This window comes from Nocardia sp. NPDC004123 (genome assembly GCF_053603795.1).
This window is the reverse complement of sequence record NZ_JBSGGG010000032.1, coordinates 90,369-113,070: the sequence shown is the minus strand read 5'-3', so window position 1 is coordinate 113,070 and position 22,702 is coordinate 90,369. Positions and strand designations below refer to the sequence as shown.

General features: G+C 68.6%; 19 protein-coding genes and 1 pseudogene. 10 read left to right on the top strand and 10 right to left on the bottom strand.

Annotated features, from left to right (window positions below; genetic code table 11):
• Positions 1–15: 15 nt before the first annotated feature.
• Both ACWEQQ_RS37385 and ACWEQQ_RS37380 read right to left on the bottom strand, forming a co-directional pair.
• Positions 16–1,506 carry a nitrate/nitrite transporter gene (locus ACWEQQ_RS37385; protein WP_452351525.1) on the bottom strand — a complete coding sequence of 497 codons (1,491 nt, stop codon included), beginning with the start codon at positions 1,504–1,506 and terminating at the stop codon, positions 16–18.
• A 268-nt stretch (positions 1,507–1,774) separates the two neighbouring features.
• Entirely contained in the window at positions 1,775–2,998 is a 1,224-nt protein-coding gene (locus ACWEQQ_RS37380; RefSeq protein ID WP_452351540.1) for an MFS transporter, read from the bottom strand.
• Positions 2,999–3,147: 149 nt separating this feature from the next.
• On the opposite strand from ACWEQQ_RS37380, the gene ACWEQQ_RS37375 reads away from it, so the two are divergent.
• Together ACWEQQ_RS37375 and ACWEQQ_RS37370 are read left to right on the top strand one after the other, a co-directional pair.
• Positions 3,148–3,831 carry a FadR/GntR family transcriptional regulator gene (locus tag ACWEQQ_RS37375; RefSeq protein ID WP_354834026.1) on the top strand — a complete coding sequence of 228 codons (684 nt, stop codon included), beginning with the start codon at positions 3,148–3,150 and terminating at the stop codon, positions 3,829–3,831.
• 173 nt (positions 3,832–4,004) lie between these two features.
• Positions 4,005–5,465, top strand: a complete 1,461-nt coding sequence (locus ACWEQQ_RS37370; RefSeq protein WP_452343282.1) for an MFS transporter — start codon at positions 4,005–4,007, stop codon at positions 5,463–5,465.
• 123 nt (positions 5,466–5,588) lie between these two features.
• Here ACWEQQ_RS37370 and ACWEQQ_RS37365 read toward each other — a convergent pair whose 3' ends face one another.
• The 3 genes from ACWEQQ_RS37365 to ACWEQQ_RS37355 all read right to left on the bottom strand — a co-directional run bounded on the left by ACWEQQ_RS37365 (position 5,589) and on the right by ACWEQQ_RS37355 (position 8,850).
• Positions 5,589–6,440 carry a TIGR02569 family protein gene (locus ACWEQQ_RS37365; RefSeq protein WP_452343343.1) on the bottom strand — a complete coding sequence of 284 codons (852 nt, stop codon included), beginning with the start codon at positions 6,438–6,440 and terminating at the stop codon, positions 5,589–5,591.
• Positions 6,441–6,618: 178 nt separating this feature from the next.
• Entirely contained in the window at positions 6,619–7,803 is a 1,185-nt protein-coding gene (moeZ, locus tag ACWEQQ_RS37360) for an adenylyltransferase/sulfurtransferase MoeZ (protein WP_452343283.1), read from the bottom strand.
• 96 nt (positions 7,804–7,899) lie between these two features.
• On the bottom strand, positions 7,900–8,850 hold the full coding sequence (locus ACWEQQ_RS37355) for a sigma-70 family RNA polymerase sigma factor (RefSeq protein WP_452351524.1): 951 nt from the start codon (positions 8,848–8,850) through the stop codon (positions 7,900–7,902).
• A 127-nt stretch (positions 8,851–8,977) separates the two neighbouring features.
• On the opposite strand from ACWEQQ_RS37355, the gene ACWEQQ_RS37350 reads away from it, so the two are divergent.
• Positions 8,978–10,396, top strand: coding sequence for a DHA2 family efflux MFS transporter permease subunit (locus ACWEQQ_RS37350; RefSeq protein ID WP_452351523.1), 1,419 nt, complete (start codon positions 8,978–8,980; stop codon positions 10,394–10,396).
• On the opposite strand, the gene ACWEQQ_RS37345 is transcribed toward ACWEQQ_RS37350, so the two are convergent.
• Positions 10,381–11,340 (bottom strand): DUF3152 domain-containing protein, encoded by a 960-nt coding sequence (locus ACWEQQ_RS37345; RefSeq protein WP_452343344.1) that lies wholly within the window; start codon positions 11,338–11,340, stop codon positions 10,381–10,383. The two genes, ACWEQQ_RS37350 and ACWEQQ_RS37345, sit on opposite strands and share 16 nt — an antisense overlap.
• Before the next feature lie 533 nt (positions 11,341–11,873).
• Here ACWEQQ_RS37345 and ACWEQQ_RS37340 point away from each other — a divergent pair.
• A complete protein-coding gene (locus ACWEQQ_RS37340; RefSeq protein ID WP_354834016.1) occupies positions 11,874–12,539 on the top strand; it encodes a TetR/AcrR family transcriptional regulator in 666 nt (221 codons plus the stop codon).
• 107 nt (positions 12,540–12,646) lie between these two features.
• Here ACWEQQ_RS37340 and ACWEQQ_RS37335 read toward each other — a convergent pair whose 3' ends face one another.
• The 3 genes from ACWEQQ_RS37335 to ACWEQQ_RS37325 all read right to left on the bottom strand — a co-directional run bounded on the left by ACWEQQ_RS37335 (position 12,647) and on the right by ACWEQQ_RS37325 (position 14,887).
• Positions 12,647–12,874 carry a DUF3107 domain-containing protein gene (locus ACWEQQ_RS37335; protein ID WP_452343286.1) on the bottom strand — a complete coding sequence of 76 codons (228 nt, stop codon included), beginning with the start codon at positions 12,872–12,874 and terminating at the stop codon, positions 12,647–12,649.
• Positions 12,875–13,022: 148 nt separating this feature from the next.
• Positions 13,023–13,748, bottom strand: coding sequence for a ferritin-like fold-containing protein (locus ACWEQQ_RS37330; RefSeq protein ID WP_452343287.1), 726 nt, complete (start codon positions 13,746–13,748; stop codon positions 13,023–13,025).
• A 104-nt stretch (positions 13,749–13,852) separates the two neighbouring features.
• The gene (locus ACWEQQ_RS37325; RefSeq protein ID WP_452351522.1) at positions 13,853–14,887 is read right to left on the bottom strand and encodes an alpha/beta fold hydrolase; all 1,035 of its coding nucleotides are present in this window, start codon (positions 14,885–14,887) and stop codon (positions 13,853–13,855) included.
• 483 nt (positions 14,888–15,370) lie between these two features.
• On the opposite strand from ACWEQQ_RS37325, the pseudogene ACWEQQ_RS37320 reads away from it, so the two are divergent.
• The 4 genes and pseudogenes from ACWEQQ_RS37320 to ACWEQQ_RS37305 form a co-directional block, all read left to right on the top strand.
• Positions 15,371–16,742: pseudogene (locus tag ACWEQQ_RS37320) on the top strand (DEAD/DEAH box helicase); the annotation flags it as partial.
• Positions 16,743–17,995: 1,253 nt separating this feature from the next.
• Complete coding sequence (locus tag ACWEQQ_RS37315; protein ID WP_452351521.1) at positions 17,996–19,219, top strand: Rv3212 family protein; 1,224 nt, start codon at positions 17,996–17,998, stop codon at positions 19,217–19,219.
• A gap of 84 nt (positions 19,220–19,303) precedes the next feature.
• Complete coding sequence (locus ACWEQQ_RS37310) at positions 19,304–19,903, top strand: acid phosphatase (protein ID WP_452343290.1); 600 nt, start codon at positions 19,304–19,306, stop codon at positions 19,901–19,903.
• A 14-nt stretch (positions 19,904–19,917) separates the two neighbouring features.
• Positions 19,918–20,397, top strand: coding sequence for a GNAT family N-acetyltransferase (locus tag ACWEQQ_RS37305; protein WP_364607563.1), 480 nt, complete (start codon positions 19,918–19,920; stop codon positions 20,395–20,397).
• A 134-nt stretch (positions 20,398–20,531) separates the two neighbouring features.
• Here the strand turns inward: ACWEQQ_RS37305 and ACWEQQ_RS37300 are convergent, their stop codons facing one another.
• The gene (locus ACWEQQ_RS37300; RefSeq protein ID WP_452351520.1) at positions 20,532–20,969 is read right to left on the bottom strand and encodes a hypothetical protein; all 438 of its coding nucleotides are present in this window, start codon (positions 20,967–20,969) and stop codon (positions 20,532–20,534) included.
• Between the two features lie 120 nt (positions 20,970–21,089).
• On the opposite strand from ACWEQQ_RS37300, the gene ACWEQQ_RS37295 reads away from it, so the two are divergent.
• Both ACWEQQ_RS37295 and ACWEQQ_RS37290 read left to right on the top strand, forming a co-directional pair.
• A complete protein-coding gene (locus ACWEQQ_RS37295; protein ID WP_452343292.1) occupies positions 21,090–22,028 on the top strand; it encodes a diacylglycerol/lipid kinase family protein in 939 nt (312 codons plus the stop codon).
• A 255-nt stretch (positions 22,029–22,283) separates the two neighbouring features.
• Positions 22,284–22,538: a WhiB family transcriptional regulator gene (locus ACWEQQ_RS37290; RefSeq protein WP_011211115.1), complete on the top strand. Its 255-nt coding sequence runs from the start codon at positions 22,284–22,286 to the stop codon at positions 22,536–22,538.
• Positions 22,539–22,702 lie beyond the last annotated feature (164 nt).

The following is a 22,702-nucleotide window of genomic DNA, read 5'->3' as shown; positions in this document are numbered from 1 at the left end:
TTTCGCGAATGGACGTCAGGCGCGAGCCGACGAGGTGGACGAGGAATCGGTTGCGGCGGAGCCGGTTTCGGCTTCGAGGACCAGAGCCTCGGCCTCGACGACGACATCGGCGTCGGTGGTTTCGGAGGTCAGCGAGCGCAGGCTCGGGCGGCGCATGAAGACCGCCCAGCAGACGGCGGCGCAGAGCACGTAGAAGGCCATGAAGACCCAGAACGCGGTGGTCGCGGACTTGGTGGAGGCGTAGGAGGAGCGCAGCACCAGGTTGATGCCGACACCGCCCAGCGCGCCGATGGCGCCGACGAAGCCGATGAGCGCGCCCGAGGTATTGCGGGCCCAGGCTGCCCGGGTGGCCGAATCACCGTCCAGGGAGCGGGATTTGGCCTCGAACACCGACGGGATGATCTTGGTGACCGCCCCGTTGCCGAAGCCCGAGATGACGAACAGCGCGGTGAATCCGACGATCAGGGCCACCAGCACGCCGCCCTTCGGGTGCCCGGCGTGATCACCCATGGTGGAGGCCACCGCGACCAGCACGGCCGCCGCGGTCATGGCGCCGAAGGTGTACAGCGTGACCTTGCTGCCGCCGATGCGGTCGGCCCACTTGCCGCCGTAGGGGCGGGCCAGCGAACCCAGCAGCGGGCCGATGAAGGCGATCTGCGCGGCGTGCAGGGTGGCCGCGGCGACGCTCGCGCCGCCGGCCTTGAAGCTGATCTGCAGCACCTGGCCGAAGGCGAAGCTGTAGCCGATGAAGGAACCGAAGGTGCCGATGTAGAGGAAGGCGATGGCCCAGGACTGCGGCACCCGCAGCGCCTTGAGCATGTAGGACAGGTCGGCCTTCTGGTTCTTGACGTTGTCCATGTAGAGGGCCGCGCCCAGCGCCGCCACCACGATCAGGACCAGGTAGACCGCGCACACCACCGAGGCATTGCCGTAGTGGTTGCCCAGGGTGGCGATCACCGCCAGGCCGACCAGCTGCACCACCGGCACGCCGATATTGCCGCCACCCGCATTGACGCCCAGCGCCCAGCCCTTGAGCCGCTGCGGGAAGAAGACGTTGATGTTGGACATCGACGAGGAGAAGTTGCCGCCACCGAAGCCCGCGAAGGCCGCCACGACCAGGAAGGTCGTGTAGGAGGTGCCCGGCTGGTTGACGAAGTACAGCGTCAGCAGCGTCGGGATCAGCAGCAGCAGCGCGCTCACGATGGTCCAGTTGCGACCGCCGAACTTCGCGGTGGCGACGGTGTACGGAATCCGCATGAAGCCGCCGACCAGGGTGGGCATCGCGCCCAGGAAGAACTTGCCGGCCGGGTCGATGCCGAACTTGTCGGTCGGCATGAACAGCACCATGACCGACCAGATCGACCACACCGAGAACCCGACGTGCTCGGCGAACACCGACCAGATCAGGTTGCGGCGAGCGATGTCCTTACCACCGGCTTCCCAAGCCGCGACATCCTCGGCATCCCAATGCTCGATGTCGCGCTTGCGGGTCAGCGTCGTCAACAAGAGGCCCTCCTGAAATCTGGATGGCCTCAAGGTAGGAAATCGGTATTGCGTCGATGCTGCGCGAAATGACCGGCAAATCAACGGTTGCTCACGAATATCGGGCAGCCGGCGTGAGAAGTGACCTCATGTTTCAGCTATGTGACACAAGGGTTTCCGGCAGCCACAAATCGCCAGGAAACGCCAGAAAATGCGTAACCGAGCCGGAAGTTGAGAGCCTTGCCACAAAGCATGGCCCCAACCTCACGGCTCGGCAACTCGAACGGTGAATTTATTTCCAGGTGTCTTCCAGCATCCGCGGCTTGCATGCCACCCAGGCGCCCGCCATCAGAATCAGGACCGCCACCACCAGGAAGCCGAACGGCGCCAGCCAACCCCCGGTCATCGTGTGCAACGCGCCGAACAGCAGCGGGCCCACGCATGCCACCGAGTAGCCGACACCCTGGGTGAAGCCGGACAGCGCGGCCGAACCGGCGCCGGTGCGGGTCCGCAGGTTGATCAGGGTCAGCGCCATCGGGAAGGTCGACGGGCCCAGGCCCACCGCCAGCACCCACAGCAGCGGGGCGCTCATCGGCGCGAGCAGCAGACCGGCGAAGCCGATGAAGAAGAACACCGCGCAGCCGATGACGACCGGGAACGGATTGGCCATGCGGCCCACCACGATCGGCGCGCTCAACGCCGCCACCAGGCCGATGAGGGCGAAGATGCCGACCATGCTGCCGCCGAAGGAGGCGCTGGCGCCGGCGTCGCTGAAGATCGTCGGCATCCAGGTGAACAGCGAGTAGGTGATCAGCGAGGTCATGCCGAACATGAAGGCCATGCCCCAGGCCACCGGCGAACGCCACACCTTGCCGGTGGATTCGGCCGCCTCCGAAGGCAATTCGGTGGTGTCCACGCGGGCGTGGTCGCGCCGCACCCGCAGCACCGCGATCCACGGCAGCGCGGCGGCGAAGGCCAGCGCGGCCCACATGCCCAGCGACAGCCGCCAGCCGTGCGCGTCCGCGACCGGCACCGCGATCAGGGCCGGGAACACGGTGCCCAGCTGCACCATCACGATGTAGACCGAGCTGAGCGCGGCCAGGCGATCCGAGAAGTACCGCTTGACCAGGGGCGGGATCACCACATTGCCGATGCCCATGCCGGCCAGGGCCAGCGCGGAGAAGGCCAGCAGCTCCCAGGTGGCGGGCACCAGGGCGCGGATCACCGAGCCGACACCGGTCATGAGCATGGCCACCAGGGCGGTCGTCTCCAGGCCCAGGCGACGCGACAGCACCGGGGTCAGCAGCCCGCCGAGGGCGAACATGGCGGTCGGCAGCATGCCGAACACGCCGACCACCGCGGTGGAGTAGCCGATGTCCTGCCCGATGCGGGCGGCGAGCGGAGTGAATGCGGTGACGGCGACGCGAAGGGTGAGCGCGGACATGACGATGGCGACGAGCACGAGCAGGCGGCCCTCGACCGCTCCGCCTCTCCGCGCTTGGGCGCGCTTCGACATTTCGAGGCGGAACCCGGTCGTCTCGCTCGGGGCATTGGAAGGGCCCCGCACCGGGGCCATCGTCTCATCCATCGTCGCAGTCACCCAGAAATCATAGGATGACCCGATGATGTGATGCAACGAATGTGAGGCAAGGTACGCTGTCACCCGTGCAACCAGTCCGGCGCACGAGCCTCATCGCCCAGGTGACCGAGCAGCTTCGTGCCGAAATCCGTTCCGGCCGTTGGGCCGTCGGCTCGCGTATCCCCACCGAACCCGAGCTCACCGAACTCACCGGCACCGGCCGCAATACCGTGCGCGAGGCCGTCCAGGCCCTCGTGCACGCCGGCATGCTCGAGCGCAGACAGGGCTCGGGCACCTACGTCATCTCCACCTCCACCCTCGGCGGCACCCTCACCGAGTACCTGGCCGACGCCCAGCAGCGCGATGTCCTGGAACTGCGGCGGGCCCTCGACACCACCGCCGCCCGGTTGGCCGCCGAGCGCCGCGACGACACCGACATCGCGACCCTGCGACGCGTGCTCGAAGAACGAAACCGCTACTGGGACACCGACTTCGATGCCGCCATCGAGGCCGACGTGCAACTGCACCGCGCCATCGTGGTCGCCAGCCACAATGCGGTATACCTGGAGTTCTACGACTCGCTGCTGCCAGTCATCGCGGCCGGCATCAGGTTCCGGTCCGAGCGCGAGGGCGAGACGTACCATGACGAGCACGCCGAACTGGTGCAGGCGGTCATCGACGGCGATCCGGAACGGGCGGCCCGCACCGCCAACTGCTTCCTCGACTCGCTCATGGCCGAATACCGGACGCTTGATACGAAATTCGAGTAACCGAAAGGTCACCACGCGACACGCCGCCGGGTGAGGTCGAATTACCGTCTCCGTCACGGAAAAACACTCGGATGTAAAAAGCGCTTCCTACGGTTGGACGCGACCGCAGCGGTTCCCCGACGACCGGGAACCCATGATGAGGGCGGTCGCGACAGCCGAGAGGACAGCTGCTCATGGCAACCGTAGTAGAGGCACCGGAAACGACCTTCGCCTTCCAAAGACGCGGACGGTGGATCGACCGCTGGGAACCAGATAACAATGAATTCTGGGAAAACGGGGGTAAACAAACCGCCCGGAAAAATCTGATCTTCTCGGTATTCGCGGAGAACCTCGGATTCAGCGTCTGGGTGCTGTGGGCCAGCGTGGTCACCGCCATGGGCTCGGCCGGATTCGCCTTCCTGAGCGCGAAGAATCCCGACGCGGTCAACAACGCGCTGCTGCTCACCTCCACCCCGACCCTGGTGGGCGCGGCCCTGCGTGTGCCCTACACCTTCGCCATCCCGCGCTTCGGCGGCCGCGCCTTCACCGCCTTCAGCGCGGCCATGCTGCTGATCCCCACGCTGGGTCTGGCGTATTTCATCAACCAGCCGAGCACACCCATGTGGGTGTTCATGGTGCTGGCCGCACTCGCGGGTGTCGGCGGCGGCAACTTCTCGTCATCGATGGCCAATATCAACTTCTTCTTCCCCGAGGGTAAGAAGGGCGCGGCGCTGGGCATCAATGCCGCGGGCGGCAATCTCGGTGTGGCACAGACACAATTGTTCGTGCCGCTCATCATCACGCTGGGCACCCACATCATGGCCAAGAACCCGGGCGGCTACCGGTTCGGCATCACTCTCGCTGTGCTGGTGTGGATTCCGTTCATCCTCGTCGCCCTGTTCGGCGCGCTGCGCTACATGGACTCGCTGTCCGGCGCGAAATCCGATGGCAAGTCCTACAAACTGGCCCTGAAGAACCGGCACACCTGGGTGATGGCGATCCTCTACATCGGCACCTTCGGCTCCTTCATCGGCTTCTCCTTCGCCTTCCCCACCCTGCTCAAGGCCAACTTCCCGAGCCTGGCCAAGATCGGCTGGATGGGCACCCTGGGCAACCTGGCCTTCCTCGGCGCGCTCGTGGGTTCCATGAGCCGGCCCTTCGGCGGCTGGATCGCCGACAAGCTCAGCGGCGCGAAGATCACGCTGTACGTCTTCGGTGGCATGGCGGTGGCCGCCGCGCTCATCGTGGCGTCGCTGTCGGCCAAGAACTTTCCGCTGTACCTGATCTCGTTCCTGCTGCTGTTCGTGTTCAGCGGCGTCGGCAACGGGTCGACCTACCGGATGATCCCGATGATCTTCACCGCCGAAGCGCGGCGGCACGCCTCGGAGACCGGTCAGGACATCGGGGCGGCCCTGATCTCCGCGAAACGGCAGGCGGGTGCGGCCATCGGCGTCATCGGCGCGATCGGCGCGGCGGGCGGCTGGATCCTGCAGCAGGCCCTGCGACTGTCGAACACCCACTACCACAGCATGAATCCGGCCTTCTGGGGCTACGTGGTGGCCTACCTCGCCATGGGCGCGATCTGCTGGTGGTTCTACCTGCGCTCGTCCTTCGCGGTCGGACGCGCACCCTCCCTGGCCCACGCCAACGTCTGAGCACACGCAATGCTCGGGCAATGACTTTGGAAGCGCGCCCTTCCAGAGTTCCCCATCCTCAGGGGAGCAGAAAGGCCGCGCCGGATTCGTCGCCCGGCGCGGCCTTTCCGCCTGTTCATCCCCCTAGAGCAGCAGGCGGATCATGTCGGCGGTGCGGGCCAGGCCCGGGAACGCCTCGGGGGTGGATCGCGGGTGCAGGGCGTGCACGGCGAGGCGGAACATGACCGCGCGCACCAGCATCTGCGGCCATTCGGGGAGATCGCCCCAGCGTTCCAGCAGGCCGTCGTCGGCGCCGCCCCAGGACAGGGCATCGACCACGATGACCGCCGCCGCCCAGGGGGCCGGCCGCCAGTACGGGGTGATATCGGTGAGACCGGGCGCGAAACCGCCCGAGAACAGGACGGTTCCGAACAGATCGCCGTGCACCAGCTGCGCGGGAGTGGTCACCGGTTTGCGCAGCGTGGACAGCTGGGTGATCAGGATCTGGCTGCGTTCGCCATCCGGGGAGGTGGCCTGCAGGATGCCGCCCAGCTTGAGACTGCGCAGCGGAACCGCTTCCCACGCAGCGCGATCCGCGGCCGCGAAGACATCCACATCCACCCACGGCGCGACCGGCTGCGCGGCCAGGAAACGCGGACGCTCCAGCCGCGCGGTCACCTGATGCAGGCGCAAGGACAGCGACACCACTTCGTCGTGCCGCGGCTCCGGCATGCCTTCGAGGAAGGTGTCGGCGCGCCAACCGGATACGACATACCGTCCATCGGTGGCCCGCACCGGCCGCGCCAGGCGCAGCCCGTCCACCCGCAGGGTCTCACGCACCTTCGCCGACCACGCCGCTCGCGCGTGATCGGTCACCGGGCTCAGGACCACATCGCCACAACGCCAGCCGCCGTCCCAGTTCCCCAGCGGAACCGGCACTTCCTCGCGCAACCCGAAGGTCGAGCGCACATGCTCGGGAGGTTCCACAGCAGTCATGGTCACGCGCGTACGGTACCGCTGTACCGCCTCCCCGCGACTTAAGGCCAGACTGGGAGCCGTCGGAGTGTCGTCGGCGACCGGCGGTCGGGCGCGTCACCGATTTCGGACGTACCCGGGGAGTTACCCGGATCCTTCCGAAATCAGTTGTCACGTCCCGATAAATCAACGTTTTCGGTCAGTAGACCGGTAGCGACGGGTCGACCTGGTTGGCCCAGGCGATGATTCCGCCCTGAAGGTGGGTGGCGTCTGAGAAACCGGCGTTCTTGAGCGCCGCGAGCGCCTCTGCCGACCGGATTCCGGTCTTGCAGTGCAGGACGATCGGGGTGTTCTGGGGCAGTTCGGACAGGGCCTCGCCGGAGAGGATGCGGTCCTTGGGGATCAGGGTCGCGCCCTCGATGCGGACGATGTCCCATTCGACGGGCTCGCGCACGTCGATGATGGCGACGTCCTTGCCGGCGTCGAGCATCTCCTTGAGGTCCCGGGCGGTGATGGTGGAGCCGATGGCCGCGGCCTGGCCCTCCTCCGACACCACGCCGCAGAACGCGTCGTAGTCGATGAGCTCGGTGATGGGCTGACGCTCCGGATCGCGGCGCAGCTTGATGGTGCGGTAGCTCATGTCCAGTGCGTCGTACACCATGAGCCGGCCCAGCAGCGGGTCGCCGATACCGGTGATCAGCTTGATCGCCTCGGTCACCATGATCGAGCCGATGGAGGCGCACAGCACGCCCAGCACGCCGCCCTCGGCGCAGGACGGGACCATGCCCGGCGGCGGAGCCTCCGGGTAGAGGTCGCGGTAGTTGATGCCGCGGCCGTCGGGGGCGTCCTCCCAGAACACCGAGACCTGGCCCTCGAACCGGTAGATCGAGCCCCACACGTAGGGCTTGCCGGCCAGCACCGCGGCGTCGTTCACGAGGTAGCGGGTGGCGAAGTTGTCGGTGCCGTCGACGATCAGGTCGTAGCGGCTGAACAGCTCGACCGCATTGTCGGGTTCGAGGCGAATCTTGTGCAGCTCCACGGAGATTCCGGAGTTGATCTCCAGAATCGAATCGCGGGCGCTGTCCGCCTTGGAACGGCCGATATCGGACTCGCCGTGGATGATCTGACGCTGCAGGTTGGAGGCATCGACCTCGTCGAACTCCACGATGCCGAGCGTGCCGACACCGGCGGCAGCCAGGTACAGCAGCGCCGGGGAGCCCAGCCCGCCGGCGCCGATCACCAGCACCTTGGCGTTCTTCAAGCGTTTCTGACCGTCCACCCCGAGGTCCGGGATGATCAGGTGGCGGCTGTAGCGGGCGACCTCGTCCCGGGTCAGCTCCGCCGCCGGCTCCACCAGGGGCGGCAGGGAGGGATGCGATGACACGTCTTCGGACTCCTCAATCGAATTCGCCGGAAACTCGCGGCCATTGCTGCAACACCGCAGGGCGGGGCGTTCTTCCCCAAGCCTACGGATGTCACGTCACAGCCGGGCGGGGAGGTCGAAGAGACGGAAGAGGTCCGGGGAGTGGAACAGGTCCAGGCGGGCGAAGCCGTCGCGGTCGAGGGTGAGGACGTGGAGGTTGGCGGCCTCGAAGACATCGCCGCGCTCGACGTAGGCGGCCAGGGCCGGGCGGTTGTTGGCGCGGGTGGGTAGCAGGCGGAAGACCTCGCCGCGGGCGAAGACCCGGCCCAGGAAGGCGGTGACGGCGTCGCGGCCCTGGAACCAGGCCAGGAACGGCGGCATCTGGAGCATGACGTCGTCGCGCAGGATGCGCTCGAGGGCGTCGATGTCCATGGCCTCGAACGCCTCGACGTAGCGCTTCAGCAGCTCGCGCTGCTCGTCGTCGCCCAGTTCGGCGGGACCCGCCTGGACGCCGGACAGCTGTGCGTGCGCCCGCTGCAGGGCGCTGTTGACGGCGGCGGTGCTGGTGTCGAGCAGCCCGGCCACCTCGGCGGCCCGGAGCGCCAGCACGTCCCGCAAGATCAGCACCGCGCGCTGCAACGGCGGAAGGTGTTGCAGCGCGGCCACGAACGCCAGGCGCACACTCTCCCGGGCCACCACCACCGCCGCCGGATCACCGTCCCCGAGCAGCGCGTCCGGGAACGGCTCCAGCCACGGCAGTTCGGGCGAAGGATCGAGACGCTCCGCCCCCACCACCGGATTCGGCTGTGCCAGATCGACCGGCAGCGCCCGCCGCTGCGCGCTCTTCAACGCGGTCAGGCAGACATTGGTGGCGATCCGATACAGCCAGGTGCGCAGCGAAGCCCGTTGCGGGTCATAGGAATCCGCCGACCGCCAGGCGCGCACCAGGATCTCCTGCACCAGATCCTCGGCATCGTGCAGCGAGCCGGTCATCCGGTAGCAGTAGGCGAGCAGTTCGGGGCGGTGCGAATCGGCGACGGCGACCACGTCGTCGACGGTGGCGGTCATCCCACCTTGCTAGCACGGCGTCGCCGAGCCGTCGAGCGATAGGCCGCCGACCAGCGGCCGATGAGTTTTCGCGAGCCGGTGAGTACGTACCCGTGACACCCCAACCGACCCGAAAGGTCACTCCCCCATGACCACTCACCAGCGCTGGACGCTCGCCCTCACCTCGGTGGCGTCACTCATGGTGGGGCTCGACGCACTCGTCGTCACCACCGCGCTCAACACCATCCGGGTCCAGCTCGGCGCGTCGCTCGAGGCGCTCGGCTGGACCTTCAACTCCTACACGCTCGCACTCGCGGTGTTCCTGCTGACCGCCGCGGTGATCGGCGACCGCATCGGCCGCCGCCGCCTGCTCATCGCCGGGCTCACGCTGTTCACCGTCTCCTCCGCCGCCTGCGCGCTGGCCACCGGCATCGGCGCGCTGATCGCCGCCCGCGCGGTGCAGGGCGTCGGTGCGGCCATGATCATGCCCGCCGCCTTCGCTCTGCTCGGGGTGGCCTTCCCGCCCGCCCAGCGCGGACGGGCCATGGGCATCTTCGCCGGGGTCACCGGGCTGGCCATCCTGGGCGGACCCGTCGTCGGCGGGGCCGTGGTGCAGGGCCTGACCTGGCAGTGGATCTTCTGGCTCAATGTCCCCATCGGCGCGGCCCTGATTCCGGCCGTCCGCCGCTGGGTCACGGAGAGCACCGGGCCCGCCGCCCAGGTCGACACCGTCGGCGTCCTGCTGTCCGGGCTCGGCGTGCTCGGGCTGGTGCTCGGACTGGTGCGCGGCAATGCGATCGGCTGGACCAGCGCCGAGATCCTGGGCGCGCTGCTCGGCGGCGGTGCGCTGCTGGCGGCCTTCGTCGGCTGGGAGCTGCGCACCCCGCAGCCCATGGTGCCCATGCGGCTGTTCACCCGCCCAGGCTTCGGCGCCGCCAATCTGGCGGGGCTCCTGATGACCGCCGCGATCTTCGGCACCGCGTTCTTCTTCGCCCAGTACCTGCAGGCCGGGCTGCACAACACCCCGCTCGGCTCCGGGCTGCGCCTGCTGCCCTGGACCGCAACGCTTTTCGTGGTCGCACCGCTAGCGGGCGCGCGCATGAGCCGGATCGGCGAACGCCGGTTGATCGTGGCCGGACTACTGCTGGCGGGGATCGGCCTGCTCTGGATCGCCCTGGCCGCCGGGGCCGGGGCCGGATACCCGGCGCTGATCGGGCCGATGCTGCTGACCGGCATCGGCATCTCGGCCGCCATGCCCGCGGTGCAGAACGCGGCGATCAGTTCGGTCGGACCGGAGTCCATCGGCACCGCGTCGGGGATCTACAACGCCCTGCGCCAGCTCGGCGGCAGCTTCGGAATCGCGGTCACCTCAGCGGTTTTCACCGTCGCCGGCGGCTACACCTCGACGACGGCCGTCCAGCACGGCTTCCGCGCGGCGCTGCTCACCGCGGCCGCGGCGGCAACCCTGGGCGCCCTGGCGGGTCTGGGCGTCGCCCGGCACCGGCCTGCGGCCGCAACGGAATCCGTGCCCGCCGTCGCGGTGGAGGGCGCTCAGGCCCGCGGGTAGGGCCACGGGTTGAAGCGGCAGGTCTTGCCGTCCATCGGCACCACGCCTTCGGGATCGAGCTTCGCGATGTCGTTGTTCCTGGTCCCGAAGGTCTGCTGCATCATGACCGGCGCCAGTCCGCCGTCGACCTCGCACGGCTGGTGCTCGTGGTAGCCGATGGCATGCCCCACTTCGTGATTGATCTGGTACTGCCGGTAGGAGCCGACATCGCCCTCGAAGGCCAGCGCCCCGCGCACCCAGCGCACCTCCGAGAGCACCACGCGGCCCAGATCGGCGTTGTAGCAGGAGGAGTCGACCGGGATCTCGAAACCGCAGGACTTGCGGGTGGTGTCACGGGAGGTCAGCGAGATGCGGAAATCCGGAGTGCCGGTGTCCACGCGCCGGAAGCCGAAACGCGGATCATGGGTCCAGGACTTGGGATTCGCGAGCGTGGCGTCGACCATCTGGCCGATCGCCGGATCACCGCCGAGGCTGGCGGTGTCCACGCCGTCCTCGATCTCCACGGTGTAGGTGAACACGTGCTGGGAGCCGGTGCCGACCTGCGCGGTATTGCCGGGCACCACGTGCCAGTTGCCGGCGCCGGTGTCGGTGTAGGGCCCGCCGGGCGGGACCGCGCCGGTGGGCAGATCGGCCGCGTACTTGCCGTCGCCCTTGGGGGCGCCGCCGATGATGCCGCTGGGCTTGTCGGTGTGCTCGCTGAGACGGCCGAAGCCGGGGAGTCCGGTGCTGGCGTCGCCGGTGTGGCGCAGGGCGTCCACGACGACCAGGACGGTGATGACCAGCAGCACGGGCAGGGCGTAGGCGCGCCAGCCGTAGGTGCTCACGAAGCGGCCCAGCGGACTCTGCTTCTTGGTCTCGCGATCGGGGCGCTGCCGGTTGCGGGCGTCGGCGGGCGGGGCGGTGGGATCCCAGCGGGCGCGCAGCGGCTGGTGCGGCAGCGGCAGGTGATCGCCGGCGGGCCGACTTGGATCGGATGCGGATTCGGGCGGTGTGATGAGCCCGGAAGATACCGAGGGGCCGGTCTGCGATGCGCTGGCGCCGGTGTACAAACCGAGCGGATCGTGGATCGGCCCGCTGGGTCTTCCTCGGCGCTTGTTACCGGCGGTCTTCGGCACACCCGCCCCCACGGGGCGGCGCGAATCAGGCCCGCCGGAACTACTGCCCCCATGGTCGGTCACGACTGACAGACTCTCATAGCCCGCCCCCACGCACGGAAGGGCCGTCGCCGCGCGCTGCTATTGCTGCGAGATATCTCACGCCAATGCGGCAGAGCTCACAAATCAGAACATGTGCTACACAGTTGTGATCGGTCTCGCATAATCGACTGCGAGTCCCACTCGACCATCACAGGTGCTGATCGACAACAACCAGCACACCAAAATTCGGAACCTGGATCGGCACGGGCCCCATGAGCGAGTATCGTTCGTGGGATACCGGTGACATCCTTCCCACCGGGAATCAACTGGGAGAAAAGGCAATGACTGACCTCGTGGACCGGATGACGTCGCACCGCATGTCATCCGAGGCCATGGCGGCGAGCAAGCGCGGAACCCGCCTGCCCCGTGAGGCGCGCCGGGCGCAGCTACTCGCGGCCGCCAGCGAGGTCTTCGTGCTACGCGGCTATCACGCCTCGGGCATGGATGAGATCTCGCAGTGCGCCGGCGTCAGCAAACCGGTGCTCTACCAGCACTTCTCGAGCAAGCTCGAACTGTATCTGGCGGTCCTGCAGAACTACGTCGACGCCCTGGTGTCGAGCGTGCGCCAGGCGCTGCGCTCCACCACCGACAACAAGCAGCGGGTGCGCGCCGCCGTGCAGGCCTACTTCGACTTCGTCGATCACGAAACCCAGGGCTTCCGACTGGTTTTCGAATCCGATCTGACCAATGAGCCGCAGGTGCAGCGCCGCGTCGAGCAGGCCACCGAGGCCTGTGTGGACGCGGTCTTCGACCTGGTGGCCCACGACTCCGGCCTGGAGCCCTACCGCGCCCGTGTGCTCGCCGTCGGCCTGGTCGGCGCCAGCCAGCTGAGCGCGCGCTACTGGCTCGAGGCGGACCGGCCGATCAGCAAGGACGACGCGGTCGACACCACTGTCGCATTGTGCTGGGGCGGCCTGAAGCACGTGCCGCTGCACCCGATGGATTGAGAAATCCCCTCAATCCCCGACAACAACAAAAGAATTGCCCCGCCGAACGGCTCGGCGGGGCAATTCTTTTATGTCACTAGGGGTTTCAGGAAGCCCCGAGAGTTCGGCTAGACGGCCGCGAAGCCGACGCGACCCGAGGAGGGGGTGCCGATCTCGACATAGGCGACCTTCGCGGCCTGGATCAGGAACTTGCGGCCCTTCTCGTCGGTCAGCGTGACGACGCCGCCCCCACCCTGGAGCGCGCCGGTGACGGCCGCCTCGACCTCGGCGGGGGTCTGCGAGCTGTTGATGACGAGCTCACGCGGGCTATCCGAAATGCCGATCTTGACCTCCACGGCCAACCTCCGAACCTAGAGTCCTTGTGCTGTCCTGATCACGCTAGCGCAGCCGGGACAGCGTCCGGCCGCGACCGCCTGCGCTGTCAGCGAACAGCACCCACGGCACTGTCGGGGAACAGCGCAGACGGCAGGAAGAACGGGAGTGTCAGCTCAGGCCGAGAACGCGCATGCGCTCGGCGTGACTGTTCTGCATGTGCTCGAACAGCGTGGCGACGCCGTTCAGATCGCCGGTGGCGGTGAGCACCAGCTCGGTGAGCCCGTCGCGCTGCGCCATCACGTACTGCGCCTGGGTGATGGCCTCGCCCAGCAGGCGGCGGCCCCACAGCGCCAGCCGGTCCCGTTCGGACCGGTTCTGGGCGACCGCGGTGCGCACCTCCTCGATGACGAATTCGGAGTGGCTGGTCTCGGCCAGCACGTCGCGCACCACGTCGGCGACCTCGGGAGCCAGGGCGCCGGCGATCTCGGTGTAGAAGTCGGCGGCGATGCCGTCGCCGACGTAGAACTTGACCATCGACTCCAGCCAGGTGGAGGGGTCGGTGGAGGCGTGGTAGGCGTCCAGGGCGCGCACGAAGGGGGCCATCGCGTCGAAGATGTCGACGCCGCGGTCGGCCAGCGCCCGCTCCAGGGTCTTGAAGTGTTCCATCTCGTTGCCGGCCATCTTGGCGACGGCCACCCGGCCGCGCAGGGTGGGCGACAGCTTGGCCTCTTCGGCGAGACGGTAGAAGGCGGAGATCTCACCGTAGGCGAGGACCGCGAAGAGGTCGGTGGCTCCAGGATGTTCGGCGGAGATGCGGCCGTCGGAAGACGAAGGAATACGGCCGTCGGAAGACTCCGAGGCAGCGCCGAGCGCAGTGGACGAGTTTGCTCCCATGGGACCCCACCCTAGCGGCCGGAAACGACGCGCAGTCACCCATCGGCGACGACACCCGGGACGCACCCTCGATACGTTCGCAAGGCCTTGCGACACAACGTAATTCAGTGCTGGTCGCGCAGGAACTTGTCGAGCTGGGTCCACGTGGTGTCGCGGGCGACGAGAATGCCGAGGTGCGAGCCGGGTGCGGTCTCGTACCGCACCTCCGGCGAGCCGGTCAGCGTCGTCGTCCCGTGCTCCACCGCGGCGGCCGGGGTGATCACATCGTTCGGTCCACCGACGAGCAGCACCGGCTGGGTGATGTCGGCCAGCGCGATCTGCTGCTCGCCCAGGTGCACCACGCCCTTGCCGATGTCGTTGTTGAGGATGAAGCGGCCCCACAGCTGGTTGTAGAAACGCCCCGGATAGCCGGGCAGCGAATTCTGGAACCGGTCGATGGTCTCCATCCGGGCCAGGGTCGCGGTGTCCGCGAGATTGCTCGCGATGAAGAACGGCCGCTTGAGTTCCCGATCCCAGGCGGTGGCGCGGTAGGCGATCCGGGTCAGCTGCGCCGAGACCCCGCCGGCGGCGCGAATGGCCGCGGTGGCGGTGCGGCCGCCGTCGATACGCGCCAGGGTGCGCAGTTCGCGCGCACCGAGCATGTGGTCGTAGCTCAGCGGCGCGCCGACGGCCGTGATGGACCGGATGGGCAGCGCCTGATCGGCCGCGGCGGTCAGCAGGGCCAGGACGCCGCCGATGGACCAGCCCACCAGATCCACCGGACGGCCGCCGCGATCGGCCGACACCTCGCGGATGGCCTCGGGCAGGATGTCGTCGATCCAGGTCTCGAAGCCCATGCGCCGGTCCTCGAAGGTGATGTCGCCGTAGTCGACCAGGTATGGCGCGCGGCCGGTCTCCAGCAAGAACCGGGCCAGGCTCTGATCGGGGCGCAGGTCGAAGCAGAAGGCGGGCGCGGCCAGCGGCGGGACCAGCAGCACGGCCGGATCGTCGGGGCCCGCGCCGTCGTAGCGGCGCAGTTCGCGATGCGGCGCGTCGGACAGCACCGTCGACGGGGTGGGTTCGGGGGCCTCGATGCCGTCGCCGAAGGTCAGCGACCACATGTTGCGGGCGGCGGTGGTCACGGTGTCTGCCAAGCTCACCGCAATACCTTCGCAGATAGTGCTACACGGTGTATCACCTATGTGAGCAACTCAACTGTCCGCGCGGTGGCCGACACCGTTGTCCCCGGGCGAATTATGGTGCGCCACAATCATTAACGGCAATGCGAAACCCCGGATCAGACCGTCTTTCGCAACCGATAAGCGCGCCGACCAGCGCAATAACGCCACACATTAGCGGTGGCGGAAATCAGGGCGAAGGCCGTATCACGCTACAATCTCCGCGGACGGCGGAATTCACGCCCGTAGTCCACGGAAAATGTGCGCGCACTCCGATCCGCAGCACTGCACCGCCGCGCCAGGTCGACGCCCATCCACTGGAGAGGCATCCCGCAGCGGCGAGAAACACGGATCAAGTGGTCGTCGCGGACCGACCGGGTCCGCCCCACGCCTCGTGCGCGCGAGACGCGATAAACGAGGAAAGGCAAGAACCTGAGCAAGATCACCGTAGAGCAGGAACCGGGTGTGGCGGACACGCTGCTGACCGCGGAACTCGACGACACCCACCTCGCTCCCACTTTCGCCGAATTGGGCGTGCGGCCGGAAATCGTCCGGGCCCTCGCCGAGATCGGCATCGAACGCACTTTCGCCATTCAGGAACTCACCCTGCCGCTCGCACTGGCCGGTGAGGATCTCATCGGCCAGGCCCGCACCGGTATGGGCAAGACCTTCGGCTTCGGTGTGCCGCTGCTGCACCGCATCGCCACCGGCGACTCCGGCACCAAGGCCCTCGACGGCACCCCGCGTGCGCTGGTCATCGTGCCGACCCGCGAGCTGTGCATCCAGGTCACCCAGGATCTGGAGAACGCCGCCAAGTATCTCGACGACAGCACCGGAACCACGGTGCGCATCACGTCGATCTACGGCGGCCGCCCCTACGATTCGCAGATCGAGGCGCTGCGCGCCGGTGTCGACGTGGTCGTCGGCACCCCGGGCCGCCTGCTGGATCTGGCCGAGCAGCAGCATCTGATCCTGGGCAAGGTGCAGGTGCTGGTCCTCGACGAGGCCGACGAAATGCTCGACCTGGGCTTCCTGCCCGATATCGAGCGCATTCTCAATATGGTTCCCGAGCAGCGCCAGACCATGCTGTTCTCGGCCACCATGCCGGGTCCGATCATCACCCTGGCCCGCACCTTCCTGAACCGGCCGACGCACATCCGCGCCGAGGAGCACCACGAGTCCGCGGTGCACGACCGGATCACCCAGCTGGTCTACCGCGCCCACGCGCTGGACAAGAGCGAGCTGGTGGCTCGCATCCTGCAGGCCGAAACCCGCGGCGCGACAATGATTTTCGCGCGCACCAAGCGGACCGCGCAGAAGGTCGCCGACGATCTGGCCGAGCGCGGCTTCGCTGTCGGCGCGGTGCACGGCGACCTGGGGCAGATCGCCCGTGAGAAGGCGCTCAAGAAGTTCCGCGAGGGCAAGATCGACGTGCTGGTCGCCACCGATGTGGCCGCCCGCGGCATCGACATCGACGACGTCACCCACGTCGTCAACTACCAGTGCCCGGAGGACGAGAAGACCTACGTGCACCGCATCGGCCGCACCGGCCGCGCGGGCAAGACCGGTGTCGCGGTCACCCTGGTGGACTGGGACGAGCTGAACCGCTGGGGCCTCATCGACAAGGCCCTCGACCTCGGCATCCCGGAACCGGTCGAAACGTATTCCCGCTCCCCCCACCTGTACGAGGAGCTCGGCATTCCGGAGGGCGTCACCGGCGTCATCCGCAAGCGCAAGCCCGAGCGCGACGAGGATGCCGTCGTGGTGGAGCGCGAACACCGCGGCGCCCGCAGCCGCAACCGCCGCCGTACCCGCGGTGGCCGGCCGGTCGAGGGCGAGACGGCCGTGGTGACCACCGAAACTCCCGCCGCCGAGGCCGATTCGGCCGCCGGTGATCCGGAGAAGTCCGGCCGCCGTCGCCGCCGTCGCCGCCGCGGCGGCAAGGGCGGCAACACCCCGGCCGACGCCATCGTCGCGACCACGGTCGAGACGGAACTCGACGCCGAAGGCCCCGCCGAGGTTGCCGACGTCGTCTCCGAGGATGCCGGGGACGGCGCCCGCCGGGGACGCAAGCGCACCCGCCGCGGGGGCAAGGGTTCCGCCGAGGGCACCGGCGTGACCGAAGCCGCCGCCGAGGTCGTCTCGGAGGCCGCGGTCGCCGAGACGCCCGCGCCGGTCGAGGCGAGCGTGGCCACCACGACGGTCGAGCCGGTCGCCGACGCGGTCGTGGCCGACGCGGTCGTGGCCGACGCGGTCGTGGCCGACGCGCCCCGCAAGCGCACCCGCCGGACCAAGGCGGCCGCCGAGGCCACGGTCCCTGCCGCCGAGGCTCCGGTCGCCACGGAGTCGACGGTCGTCGCCGAGACCGACGCGGCGGCATCGGCTCCCGTGACCGCCGAAGCGGCCGCGCCCCGCAAGCGCACCCGCCGCACCAAGGCCGCCGTGGCCGAATCCGGCACCGGCGCAGAGGGTTCCGCCGCAGTGGAATCGGCTGCCACCGATGGTGACTCGGCCGAGCCCGCCCTGCGGGCGCCGCGCAAGCGCACCAGCCGCGCCGCGAGCACAGCGCCGACCGCCGCGAGCACCACGCCGACCGCCGACGAGACCTCCACCGGCGCCGACGCCGAGGCCGCCGCGGAGACTCCGAAGAGCGCACCGCGCAAGCGGACTCGCAAGGCCGCGGCGGCGACCGTCGAGGCCAACGGCGCCGTCGAGGCCACCGCCGGAGCGGCGGACGGTGCGGAAGCGCCGAAGGCCGCGCCCCGCAAGCGGACTCGTAAGGCCGCCGCGGCGACCGTGGACGCCAACGGCGCGGCCGAGGTGGTCGCGGCGGCGGCGGACGGTGCCGAGGTGGTCGCGGAAGCGCCGAAGGCCGCGCCGCGCAAGCGGGTCCGCAAGGCCGTCAAGGCGGAGGTCGAAGCGGTCGAGTCGGGTACTGCGGCAAGCGGTTCCGACGAGCCCGCGGCGGCGGCTCCGGTGCGGCGGACGCGGCGGAAGAAGGCCGACGTGGACGCCGAGGCCGCCGTGGTGGTGACCGACGCCGCGGTCGCGGCCTCGGCCTAGCCGCGCGGATCGGTTACTCTCGCTGTCGTGCTCGCACCCGAGCGGCGGACGCGCGCCGATATTCTCACCGCTGTCGCGATCGCCGCTCTGGTGGCGATCGCGGCAGCGGTTGTGGTGCTGACCAGCGATGTGCGCGGCACCGACGCGCAGTCCGCGAACCACACCCTCACCCCGCCGCCGGCGGCCGACTCGGTGCCCGCGCAGGTCAAGGAGCTGTGGCACGCCCCGGACGGCGCGGCCATGCGCTCGCTGACGGTGGGCGCGGTGGCCGTCACCGCCGACGACGGCACCGTCACCGGGCGGGATGCCCGCACCGGCGACGAGGTCTGGAAGTACCAGCGGGACATGCCGTTGTGCGCGGTGGAGGTCCAGTTCGGGACGGTCATCGCCACCTACCGGGATCAGCGCGGCTGCAGTCAGACCACCCTGCTCAACGCCGAGACCGGGACCCGGGTGGCGGCGCGGTCCAGCTACATGGACAAGCGGATCACCCTGGCCCCGGACGGCACCTATGTGCTCGCGCTGGGCGACGACCGCCTGGAGATGTGGCGCTCGGATCTGGTCCGCACCCTCGAATACGGCTACGTGGACGCCCCGGTGAATCCGCACACCCAGCCGCGCACCGACTGCCGGCTGCTCTCGGCGGGCTCGGCGCCCAGCCGGGTGGCGGTGCTGGAACGCTGCCCCAAGGACCCCGCCGACCGGCTGTCCATCCTCAATCCCGCGCCCAAGGACGGCACGGTGCCGGAGGAGTACAGCACGCACGTGCTCAACGAGCCCGGCGGCGCGGTGGACGGGGCGCGCGTGATCGCGGTGTCCGACACCCGGACCGCGCTCTACCTCCCCGCCACGCCGACCACCCCGCCGGTGCTGACGATCTATGACGTCAGCGGCAATCTGCTTGCCACCCACCAGGTTCCGGCTTTCACGGACACCGCCATGGTGGCGCGGCTGTCCACCGGTTTCTTCGTCTTCACCGGCGACAGCCTGATCGCCCTCAACCCCACCACCCTCGACCCCCAGTGGGGCGCCCAGCACGTGCTCGGCACCCCGGCGCTGATGGCCGGCCAGCTGGTGGCCCCGGTCCCGGACGGCCTGGCCGTCCTGGATCCCGGCACCGGCGCGCAGGTCTCGCGAATCCCGCTGCAGCGCAGCGACTATCACAACGAGCCCATCGGGCTGAGCGTCTCGGGCAACGTCTTCCTGGAGCGCCGGGGCACCCAGGTGTACGGCGTCGGCGCGGCCGCCTGACCCGGTCGCCCACGGGTGCCCGATTCCGACGGGTCGCTGCGGCCCGCTAGGTATTCGGGGAGGCGGTGGAGCATGATCGAATTCATGAGTGGTGGCGAATTCCGGTTGGTAGTGCTGCGACACGGGGAGACGGCCTGGTCGGCCGCGCGCCGCCACACCGGCCGCACCGATGTGCCCCTCACCGAGATCGGCGAGGCGCAGGCCCGGGCCGCCGGAAAACTGCTGTACGACATGGAATTGCGGAATCCGCTGGTGCTGAGCAGCCCCCGGCAGCGCGCGCTGCGCACCGCGGCGCTGGCCGGGCTGCCCGGCGTCATCGTCGACGACGATCTGGTGGAGTGGGACTACGGCGAATACGAGGGCCTCACCACGCCCGAGATCCAGCGGATGTCGCCCGGCTGGACCATCTGGACCGGCGAGACCCCAGAGGGCGAGACCGCCGAGCACGTCCGCAAGCGCGCCGACCACGTGCTGGCCACCGTCATTCCCGAGCTGGCCACCCGCGATGTGGTGCTGGTCGGCCACGGCCACTTCTCGCGCGCGCTCATCGCCCGCTGGGCCGAGTTCGAGGTGATCGAAGGCCGCCGATTCTTCCTGTCCACCGCCGCGGTTACGGTGCTGGGACACGATCACCAGGCTCGAACCGTGCTCGCGCACAATCTGGTTCCGCCGCTCAACCCGTAGGAAGGGGCCGCCGAATGATTCGCCGCGCCACCCCCGCCGACATCCCGGCGCTCGTCCAGCTCGTCCACGATCTGGCCGAGTACGAGAAGGCCGCCGACGAGTGCACCCTCACCGCGGCCCAGCTCGAGACGGCCCTGTTCGGGCCGCAGCCCGCGCTGTACGCCCATGTGGCCGAGACCGATCACGGCGTGGTGGGCTGCGCCATCTGGTTCCTGAACTTCTCCACCTGGAAGGGCGTGCACGGGGTCTATCTGGAGGATCTCTACGTCAAGCCGGAGGTCCGCGGCCGCGGGCTGGGCAAGAGCCTGCTCGCGACGCTGGCCCGCGAGGCCGTCGAGCAGGGGTACGCCCGCGTGGACTGGTCGGTGCTCACCTGGAACACCCCGAGCATCGACTTCTACGAATCCATCGGGGCCGAGCACCAGCACGAGTGGACCGGCTACCGCCTGCGCGGCGCGGCCCTGGCCCGCCTGGCGACGCACGCGGACGACTGAATTCGCCGCGGCATCCGAATTCGCCGCAGCATCGCTGGAAAGCGCTCGCTCACCCGAGTGGTGGGCGAGCGTCCGAAAACTCGCTCACGGGCCACTGAGCAACGATTACGGCGACTCTGCGCAAACCGCCGCGGCTATTCCTCGACGGAGCCGTAGCCCGCGGCCATCCACCGATTCGAGGCCGGAGCGAACAGCGCACCCAGCGCACCCAGCGCCAGCAATCCCAGCGGCGCCCCGAACTCGGGCCGGTCCGAGGTGAACATGTAGTACGCGACACCCAGCAGCAGCAGCTGGGTCAGCGTGGCGATGGCCCGCCCCCACCGCTTCCCGCGCATCAGCCCGATCCCCGCGGCCAGCACCGCGCCGCCCAGGATGGCCGCGTACCCGGCGGTGAGATAGCTGTTCTTGGGGCTCTGCGCCGACCCGTTCACGCCGACGATGATCAGCACGACCATCGCGACCAGGCCCAGCGCGCCCTCCAGCGCGACCAGCGCGCCCGCCACGCGCACCGTCCCCGGCACCACGTCGCTCTCGCCCACGGGCTTGTTCTCGCCGTTGTTCTGCTCAGCCACCCGCCCAGCCTACGGTGCCCGATTTGCCCCTCCGCTTCGCTCCGGGGCGGATTCGAGGCCGTCAACCGAAGCCGTGATCGCGAGTGCTGCGCTCACTTTGAGCCCAGTAGGCTGCTTTGTGTGCGGACCCTGCTTATCGTGAACCCGAATGCCACTTCGACCACTCGGTCCACTCGCGATCTGCTCGCTCACGCACTGGAAAGCCGTACCCAGCTGACCGTTCGCCACACCGAGCACCGAGGGCACGCCGCCGAGCTGGCGCGCTGGGCCGCCGACACCCGGATGGACCTGATCGTGGTGCACGGCGGGGACGGCACGGTGAACGAGACCGTCAACGGTTTCCTCCCGCTGCCGGGTGAGCCGCAGCGGGAGTGGCTGCCGCGGCTCGGCGTCATCCCGGGCGGTTCGGCGAATGTGTTCGCGCGCTCGCTGGGCATCGAACCGGATCCGGTGACCGCCACCAATCAGCTCATCGATCTGTTGGCCGATGACGCGGACCGCCGTATCGGGCTCGGCGTCGCCGACGATCGCTGGTTCCTCTTCAGCGCCGGTGTCGGGCTCGACGCGGATGTGTGCGAGGCCATCGACGCCAAGCGCGCGGATGGCAAAACCGCGACGCCCGCGCGCTATCTGCGCACCACGGTCCGGCAGTTCTTTCGCGCCAAACGGCATGCCCCGCAAGTGCGTCTCGACATTCCAGGTAACGAACCGGTCACGGATGTGCATTACGCATTCGTGACGAATGCCAGTCCCTGGACTTATCTCGACAACACGCCCGTGGTCACCAACCCGGGGACCACATTCGAATCGGGTCTCGGAGTGTTTGCCATGCGCACCATGGGCGTGCTGCCCACCCTGCTGGTCGCCCGGCAGTTGCTCGCAGCCCATGGAGATCCCAAGAGCCGCACCTTGTTTCGCGATGACGACGTGCCGGCCGTGACCGTCACCGCGGCCGAACCGATCGGCTTGCAAATCGACGGCGACTTCATCGGACGCCGCAACATGGTGAATTTCACAGCCGTCCCGGATATCCTCGATGTGGTCGCGCCGAAGCCCTAGCCGGTTCGACACGCCCTAGAAACATCGCGGTTGCGCTGCGAAAACTGGCTCAACCGAGTACAAATGACACGGCGGATCCCCATGTAGGGGTCTTACAGCGTGAGCTTCCCCACGGTGCACCGGGTATCTATTGACATCTACGGTGTTCGTGAAAGCATTCACAAGCAACCGTGCGGAAACATTCGAGTCGCACAAGTGAACGGACCACAAACCCAAGGGGCAGCGCCGTGCGCGCCCTAGCAAAGGAGCAGAGGAATGGACTGGCGCCACAAGGCCATCTGTCGCGACGAGGACCCCGAGCTGTTCTTCCCGGTGGGTAACAGTGGTCCGGCGCTCGCGCAGATTGCCGATGCCAAGCTGGTCTGCGCTCGCTGCCCCGTCACCGCTGACTGCCTTTCCTGGGCCCTGAAGTCGGGCCAGGATGCCGGCGTGTGGGGTGGTATGAGCGAAGACGAGCGTCGCGCGCTGAAGCGCCGCAACGCGCGTACGCGTACCCGCACCGTCGTCTAACCAGCTAGGCGACAGGCGTTACGGCCGACCCCAGCCTCGCGGCCGCAACGCAATTCGGCCCGGCACCAATTCAGGTGCCGGGCTTCAGTGTGTAAAGGGGCCGGCCCGAGTCTGATCACGAGAGGAATTCCCGTTCAACGGGATTGACTCTTCGAACGAAAGTT